The organism is uncultured Microbacterium sp. (genome assembly GCF_963521695.1).
Taxonomy (GTDB): Bacteria; Actinomycetota; Actinomycetes; order Actinomycetales; family Microbacteriaceae; genus Microbacterium.
The window spans coordinates 1-6488 of sequence record NZ_CAUQWC010000199.1 but is presented as its reverse complement, the minus strand read 5'-3'; the positions used below and the strand labels follow the sequence as shown (position 1 = coordinate 6488).

General features: G+C 72.4%; 5 protein-coding genes and 1 pseudogene. 3 read left to right on the top strand and 3 right to left on the bottom strand.

What is annotated here, in order from left to right; genetic code table 11:
• The coding region (locus tag RWP81_RS13125) for a phosphotransferase (RefSeq protein ID WP_314456794.1) at window positions 1-993 on the bottom strand (993 nt) is incomplete at its 3' end.
• Window positions 994-1367: 374 nt separating this feature from the next.
• Window positions 1368-3041 (bottom strand): annotated as a pseudogene (locus RWP81_RS13120) (amidase); the annotation flags it as partial.
• 38 nt (window positions 3042-3079) lie between these two features.
• Between RWP81_RS13120 and RWP81_RS13115 the strand changes: the two are divergent.
• Window positions 3080-3751, top strand: a complete 672-nt coding sequence (locus RWP81_RS13115) for a TetR/AcrR family transcriptional regulator C-terminal domain-containing protein (protein ID WP_314456792.1) — start codon at window positions 3080-3082, stop codon at window positions 3749-3751.
• Between the two features lie 73 nt (window positions 3752-3824).
• On the opposite strand, the gene RWP81_RS13110 is transcribed toward RWP81_RS13115, so the two are convergent.
• Window positions 3825-4190 (bottom strand): hypothetical protein, encoded by a 366-nt coding sequence (locus tag RWP81_RS13110; protein WP_314456790.1) that lies wholly within the window; start codon window positions 4188-4190, stop codon window positions 3825-3827.
• Window positions 4191-4316: 126 nt separating this feature from the next.
• Between RWP81_RS13110 and RWP81_RS13105 the strand changes: the two genes are divergently transcribed.
• Both RWP81_RS13105 and RWP81_RS13100 read left to right on the top strand, forming a co-directional pair.
• The gene (locus RWP81_RS13105) at window positions 4317-5813 is read left to right on the top strand and encodes a HAMP domain-containing sensor histidine kinase (protein ID WP_314456788.1); all 1497 of its coding nucleotides are present in this window, start codon (window positions 4317-4319) and stop codon (window positions 5811-5813) included.
• Window position 5814: 1 nt separating this feature from the next.
• Window positions 5815-6471 (top strand): response regulator transcription factor, encoded by a 657-nt coding sequence (locus RWP81_RS13100; protein ID WP_314456786.1) that lies wholly within the window; start codon window positions 5815-5817, stop codon window positions 6469-6471.
• Window positions 6472-6488: the final 17 nt, after the last annotated feature.

The following is a 6488-nucleotide window of genomic DNA, read 5'->3' as shown; positions in this document are numbered from 1 at the left end:
CTGCACGAGGATGCGGAACTCCCGATCGAGCGCGACGGCGGCGTAGTCGTTCGCGTCGTCGAGACGCACCTGCGCGCGACCGCTCAGCACCAGCACGGCACCGCGCAGGGCGACGAGGGGCCAGAGCGCCGTGATCTCGCCGTCGTCGAGGTCGCGGAGACGGTCGAAGGCGCGGACGGCGGGCAGCGCGGTCTCGGGCGAGGCGCCGTCGTGGTGCAGCACCGACGACACGGTCGTGGCGATCTCGCCGACGCGCCACGAGGAGCACACGTCGCCGAAATCGATGACGGCGTCGGGGACGAGCGCCCCATCGGCGCGCAGCACGTTGTCGTCGGTGACGTCGAAGTGCCCGGCCTGGACCGGCAGGGCGTCCTGCACCGGAGCGAGGGCGGCGCGGGCGGCGTCGGCGGCGCGCTGCACGATCGCGCGCACCTCGGCATCCGGTTCGGCGGGCAGGAGGGTGTCGATGACGCGACCCGCGTGGCGCAGATCCCACTGCAGCACGCGGCCGCTCGCGGGATGGACGAAGTCGGCGAGCGACAGGCTCACCGCACCGGAGAGGGCTCCCATCGCCTCCACCACGGCGGGGGAGAGGTATCCCGATCCCATGAGCGTGGAGCCCGAGATGTTCTCGATCACGCGGGCGTGGATGCGCCCCTGCGACGAGTCCCACCACGCCGACATCGCCCCGAGGGGGCCCTCCACGAGCTTCGGGATGCGCACGTGGGGGCTGCGCGCGGCGACCGTGGCCGCGGCGGCATCCTGCATCTCGATCTCGGCCTCGCTGAACACCGGGTTGCTCAGCTTGAGCACGCCGAGGGGCTCGGTCGAGTCGCGGGGGAACACCCGGAAGTTCTGATCCTGCTGACTTCCGAGCCCGCGCAGGTCGACCTCGACGCCGAACGCGTCGGCGAACAGGCGCCGCACCTCGTCGTCGCCGAGGGTGGGGGTGGGCAGATCGACCTGCGTGAAGTAGTCGAAGACCTCGGTCATGGCTGTTCCTCGGGACTCGGGTGTCAGAGGGGGGAGGCGGCGGTGGTGGCGAGGTCTCCGGCCACGGCGCCCGCGTCGTCGCGGACGACCACGACGACCAGGGGTCCGTAGGGGGCGGTCCACGGGCTCACCGGGGTCGCGTGATCCGCGGTCGGGACGCGAGAGGCGCCCCGCAGAAGACCGCCGTCGAGATGCGTCTCGACGCGCACGCCGTCGACGTAGGCGGCGCCGTCGCGCGCGGACCCGCCGGTGACGCTCGCGCGGAACCGCACCACGGTCTGGTCGCCCTCCGCCTCGGTCTCGACGGTGTCGATGCTCACGCGGAGCGCCGTGTCGCCGACCGGTCGCGCGGTCGGGAACACCGTCTCGTCCGGCAGCGCCGGCGTTCGCGGCGGCGTCGTGCGGCGCTCGCCGAGAGCGGCCACGGCCGAGCCCAGCTGCACGAGCCGGGTATCGCTGTACGCGGGACCGGCGATGGTCAGGCCCGCCGGCATCCCGGTGTCATCCATCGTGCCCATCGGCACGGTGACGGTGGGGATGCCGAGGTGGCGCGGCACGAGGTTGCCGTTGGATACCCACACGCCGTTGCGCCACGCGATGTCGGCTGCGTCGGGGTTCACGTCGGCGTCGGTGGGGCCCACGTCGGACTGCGTCGGGAAGATCACGGCGTCGAAGCCGGCGGCATCCATCCACTCCTCGAAGTCGACGCGGCGCGTGTGCTCGAGACCGCGCAGGCCCTCTTCGAGACTCGCCACGTCGCGCCAGTCGGGCTCCCACTCCTTCGCCCGGGGCACGTAGGCGGCGATGTCGTAGGAGATGTCGTAGTGCCAGATGCCGTAGCGGTCGGGGAGGGCGCCCGCCGGGTGCGGGAAGATCAGCGCGGCGTCGACATCGGCGAGGCGGTTGAGCGCCGGGTCGTCATTGTGGCGGAGGAAGGCGTCCATCGCCCAGACGGCCAGGTCGCCCACCTCGTCGTCGAGGAAGCGCTGGGTGACGAACCCGCGGTCGAGGAAGTCCTCGTCGCCGGGGTGCAGCTTCTCGTAGCGATCGACCACGGGGAAGTCGGTCTCGACGACCTCCGCGCCCGCGGTCTCGAGGTCTGCGCGCAGGTCTTCCCACAGCCGCATGACGCTCTCGCGCGTGACGATGGGCGAGGCGTTGTCGGGGTCGCCGTTGACGTAGATGCGCGGCACGGCCAGGCGGAGCCCCGCGAGCGGCAGCGGCTCGAGCTCGACGAAGGACTCGGGCCGCACCTCGGAGGGGCGCGGCAGGGAGATGTACGGCTGCGTCCGCCACAGGTCACCGGTGGTGTCGGGGTCGTCGGCCACGACGGCATCCAGCACGTGCTGCAGATCGGCGACCGACCGGGTGTGCGGGACGACGACGTCCATCGTGGGCACCAGCGGCCAGTTGCCGCGGACCGAGATGACCCCGCGCGAGGGGGTGTAGGCGACGAGGGCGTTGTGCGAGGCGGGGGCGCGGCCCGACGACCAGGTCTCTTCGCCGAGTCCGAAGGCGGCGAAGCTGGCCGCCGTGGCGGTGCCCGAGCCGTTCGAGGAACCCGAGCCGAAGGCCGACGAGAGATAGTCGCCGTTGTAGGGCGACTCGGCGCGGCCGTAGACGCCGCGCTGCATGCCGCCGGCGGCCATCGGCGGCATGTTCGTCAGGCCCAGGAGCACCGCTCCGGCCGCGCGCAGCCGTTCCACCGCGAAGGCGTCGTCCTGCGCGACGAGATCGCGGAAGGCAGGAGATCCGGATGCCACGGGCAACCCCTGGGCCCGGTAGCTGTCCTTGGCGGTGAAGGGGATGCCGTCGAGCGGTCCGCGCGCCTCACCGCGGGCGCGGCGCACGTCGGAGGCGCGGGCGTCGTCGAAGGCGCGGGGGCTCAGCACCGGCACGGCGTTGAGGCGGATGCCGGCTCGGTCGTAGGCCGCGATGCGGTTGAGGTAACGCGCGACGAGCTCGACGCTGGTGACGGTTCCGGAGTCGAGGGCGGCGCTCAGGGCGGAGACGTCGGCTTCGACGACGGTGAAGGCCTCGGAGGTCATGGCGGTAAACATACACCGTTTGTTTTGAGTGTGCGAGAGTGGACGTGAGAGTCCGGCACGTAGGCTCGCACCGACCCGGGGAGGCCGCCATCGTCAGACCGCACACGCCGCTGCTCAACCGCGAACTGATCGCCCAGACGGCCCTCGCGCTGGTCGACCGGCACGGACCCGACGGCGCCAGCGTGCGCCGCGTCGCCGCCCGCCTCGGGGTCAACCCCGCGTCGCTGTACAACCACGTCCCCAACCGCGCGGCCATGATCGAAGACGTCCGGGCGCTCGTCTCGGCGCACATCGACTCGAAGCCGCTCAGAGAGCTGCCTTGGGAAGAAGCTCTGCGTGCCTGGGGGCGGTCGTACCGGCGGGCGTTCGCCCGTCACGCGCGCGTGGTGCCGCTCCTGATGACGGAGCGCGCCTCGGCGCCCGTCCTCCTCGCCCAGTACGAGGATTTCGCCGCGGCCGCCGAAGCCGCCGGCTGGACGCTGCGCGACGTCATCCCGTTGCTGACCGCGTTCGAGTCGTTCATCCTCGGCAGCGTCCTGGACATGTCGGGACCCTCCGTCGTGTTCGACCCCACGGGACAGGAAGAGGTGTTCCCGCGCTTCTCCGCCGCCTTCGAGACGCTCGCCGAGGAAGACCCCGCCGACCCGGTGGCCACGCGGGCCTTCGAGCTCGGTCTCGACATGCTGATCGCCTCCGCCCGGCCCCGCTGACGGCGCCGCCGGGCCGATCGCCCGCCGTGCGAACGCCGGCGTGCGGCGCGTGCGGCGCGTGGGGTGCGTGCGGTCAGTCGTCGTCTCCGTCGTCGTCGACGTCGTCATCCGTGTCATCGTCGTCGTCGTCATCGACGGGAGAGACCGGGACCGGGGCCGGAGGGTCGACCGGCTGCGGCGCGGGCGGTGCGACCGGCTGCGGGTCCGTGGGGGCCGCGGGTTGTTCCGGGGCCGGAGTCGCCTGCTCGGTGGGGACCGCCGACGGGTCGACGACGGGCGTCGGCGACGGCGTGGCCGGAGCGGGTCCACCGGTGAGCGTGCCGCCCGGGAGGACGCGCTCGGTCGCGGTGCGCGGCTCGAAGGCGGTGGCGACGGCAGCGGTCGCCCCGATGGCGGCGACGGCGATGAGGGCGGTGCCGATCCAAGCGCGACGAGACATTCGAGGACTCCATCCGTGGTGAGGTGATTCGAGTCTGTCGTCCGCCGGTAAGGGCGCGGGAAGACGATCGTGAGAGCCTTCTTATTTCGACGGGTCGGGGGTCGCCGCCCCGGCATACTGAAGCGCATGGGAACGGCGCCCGCCTCTGCAACGGGCGGCGGGTGGACCGTTCGAACACGCATCGTCGTGGTCATCACCGTGGTCGCCGCGATCGGACTGATGTCGGTCGGCGCCGCCGTCTACCTGGTGGAGCGCACACGCATCCTCGCCGACGTCGACACCCGCCTGGAGGCGGCATTGCAGTCGGCCCGCGCGCTGGTGGCGGCGGGGAACGGGGATAGCGCGTGGGCGTCGTCGACCGCGGCGCTGGAGGCCACGGTCACGCGCATCAGCCCCGACGACAACACCGGTGCCCTCGGCGTCATCGACGGCGTCGCCGCCTTCATCCCCGGGGTACCGCTCGACGTCGACCTGCAGTCCGCGCCCGGCTTCGTGCCGTACGTCACCTCGGTGGCCCAGGGCGACCCCGTGATCGGCACCTACGCCGAGGAGGGGGTCGCCTGGCGGTACCTCGCCGCTCCGATCGCGGTCGAGGGGTCGGCGCCCCCGTCGCCGGTGATGTTCATCACGGCCTACGACCTCGAGGGCGAGCTCGCCGAGATCGACGACGCCGCCCGCGTCTACCTCGTGGCCGCCGGGATCGCGCTCGTCGTGATCGCGGCGAGTGCGGGCCTGGTGGCCGCACGGCTGCTCCAACCCCTGCGGCGCATGCGCGAGACGGCGGCACGGGTGTCGGCGCGTTCGCTCGCGGAACGGCTGCCCGTCGAGGGGAACGACGACGTCAGCGCGCTCGCCGCGACGATGAACGACATGCTCGACCGCCTCGACAGCGCGCTCGGCGCGCAGCGCACGCTCCTCAGTGACGTCGGGCACGAGTTGAAGACCCCGGTGACCATCGTGAGCGGTCACCTCGATGTGATGGACGCGAGCGATCCCGCCGACGTGCGAGCCACCCGCGAGCTCGTGCTCGACGAGCTGGGGCGGATGGGACGCCTGATCCAGGACCTCACCCAGGAGGCCGCCCTGCGCGGACCGAGCCCGCTCCGCCCGCAGGCGACCGACATGACGGCACTCGTCGAGCAGGTCGTCGTCAAGGTGCGCGGGATCGAGGGGGCGTCGGTGCGGCGGGGACCGGTCGCCCCGATCCACGCGGTCGTCGACCGGGCGCGGATCACCCAGGCCCTGCTGCAACTGGCGCAGAACGGTGTCAGCCACGGCGGGGGCGACCTCGTGCTGGGGATCCGCTCACGCGGCGAGACGATGGAGGTCTTCGTGCGGGATCACGGGCCCGGGGTCCCCGTCGACGAGCGCGAGCGCATCTTCGAGCGCTTCCACCGCGGAGCGGCCGACGACGGTCGCGGCGGCAGCGGCCTCGGCCTCAACATCGTCGCCGCCATCGCCCAGAACCACGGTGGTGCCGCCACCGTGCGGGATCCGGCGACGGGACCGGGGGCCGAGTTCGTGCTCACGATCCCGATCGTCGCCGAGATGCCGACCGATTCCGTTCCCCCGCGACCGCCGCTGCCCCGCGGCATCCCCGCACATGATCGCCCGGAGGGCTGACGTGGCATCCATCCTCATCGTCGACGACGAGACCCGCATCTCGTCCTTCATCGAGAAGGGCCTGCGCTCGGCGGGCTACGCCACCCGCGTGACCGGCGACGGCCGCGAGGCCCTCGGACTCGCCCTCTCGGGGGAGTTCGACCTCGTCGTGCTCGACGTCAACCTGCCCGGGATGACGGGATTCGAGGTGCTGGAGCAGCTTCGCGGTTCGGGCTCCGCCGTGCCCGTCATCATGCTCACCGCGCGCGTCGAACTCGAAGACACCGTCGCCGGCCTCGAGGGGGGAGCCGACGACTACCTCGGCAAGCCGTTCCGGTTCGATGAGCTGGTGGCCCGCATCCGGCTCCGCATCCGTCGCGAGCCGACGTCGAAGGGCCTGGAACTGCAGCACCGCGACATCGTGCTCGACGTGCGTCAGCGCACGGCCTCCGTCGCGGGCAGGGAGATCGTGCTGTCGGCGCGCGAGTTCGCGCTCGCCGAGGAACTCGTGCGCCACCCCGGCCAGGTGCTCAGCCGCGAGCAGCTGCTCAGCCGGGTGTGGGGCTTCGACTTCGACCCGGGGTCGAACGTCGCCGACGTCTACATCGGCTACCTCCGCCAGAAGCTGGGCGCGGATCGCATCGAGACCGTGCGCGGCGCGGGGTATCGGCTGGTGTGAGGAGGGCGGGTGGCGGG

What these genes read in the sequence shown, in the direction of transcription:
- RWP81_RS13110 (WP_314456790.1), bottom strand. Translation starts at nt 4,190, where the DNA reads ATGTCTCGTCGCGCTTGGATCGGCACCGCCCTCATCGCCGTCGCCGCC.
- RWP81_RS13105 (WP_314456788.1), top strand. Translation starts at nt 4,317, where the DNA reads ATGGGAACGGCGCCCGCCTCTGCAACGGGCGGCGGGTGGACCGTTCGA.